Here is a 380-nt window from a genome sequence, read left to right on the forward strand (position 1 = left end):
GGGGGGCCCGGCACCGCCAAACAAAAAAAAAAAAACAAAAACACCCAAAAACCAAAAAAAAAAAAACAAAAAAAAAAAAAAAAAACAAACACACCCAAAAACCCCCACCCCACAAAAAAAAAAAAACAAAAAAAAAAAAAAAAAAACCAACACACAAAACCAAAAAAAACTACGAGCGGTCTGACCCAACACCACACCCCAACACACACCCCACACCACACCCCCAAAACAAAACAAAACCAAAAAAAAAAAAAAAAACAAAAAAAAAAAAAAAAAAACAACACCCGACCCCCCCCCCGGCGTGAGTGTGGTTAATAATCATAAAAAACCCCTGAAGAGGCAATGAAAGAAAAAAAAAAAATAAAAAAAAAAACAAAATA

General features: G+C 33.9%; 2 protein-coding genes. Both read right to left on the reverse strand.

Annotated elements, in window-relative coordinates; translation table 11 throughout:
• On the reverse strand, positions 1-189 hold a 189-nt coding region (locus tag PUR61_RS45260; protein ID WP_329877707.1), incomplete at its 3' end, for a hypothetical protein.
• Positions 170-322 carry a hypothetical protein gene (locus PUR61_RS45265; RefSeq protein ID WP_329877710.1) on the reverse strand — a complete coding sequence of 51 codons (153 nt, stop codon included), beginning with the start codon at positions 320-322 and terminating at the stop codon, positions 170-172. The genes PUR61_RS45260 and PUR61_RS45265, both read right to left, overlap by 20 nt.
• Positions 323-380 lie beyond the last annotated feature (58 nt).

It is taken from the genome of Streptomyces sp. BE20 (assembly GCF_036322525.1).
Lineage (GTDB): Bacteria > Actinomycetota > Actinomycetes > Streptomycetales > Streptomycetaceae > Kitasatospora.

Bases quoted from the DNA above. Each gene is read 5' to 3' on its own strand.
- PUR61_RS45265 (WP_329877710.1), bottom strand. From the start codon at position 322: ATGATTATTAACCACACTCACGCCGGGGGGGGGGTCGGGTGTTGTTTT.